General features: G+C 71.9%; 1 protein-coding gene. It reads right to left on the minus strand.

Going from position 1 to position 267, the window contains the following annotated elements; genetic code table 11:
- A partial coding sequence (locus tag RVY79_RS19925) for a hypothetical protein (protein ID WP_317466305.1) occupies nt 1-194 on the minus strand: 194 nt, incomplete at its 3' end.
- Nucleotides 195-267: the final 73 nt, after the last annotated feature.

The following is a 267-nucleotide window of genomic DNA, read 5'->3' on the forward strand; positions in this document are numbered from 1 at the left end:
GCGGGCAGCAGGCGCTTGAGGTCGGCGTCCAGCGGCCAGCGCGGCGGCAGCGAGCGCAGCGGCGCGCGGTAGGGCAGGTCGCGCAGGTCGAGTCGGTCGGGGCGGGCGTCCAGCGTCGGCCGGGGCGCGCTGTTGGTGGGATTGTTTTTTGTTGCCTTGGCGGCGGGTTTTCTGCGCTGTGCCGATTGGGCCATCCGGGGCTCCTGAGTGATCGGCGCATCATGGCCGCTGGCCTCGGGGCGGACAAGGCGGCATGCGAGACTCATC

Source organism: Chromohalobacter sp. HP20-39 (genome assembly GCF_033052815.1).
GTDB lineage: Bacteria > Pseudomonadota > Gammaproteobacteria > Pseudomonadales > Halomonadaceae > Chromohalobacter.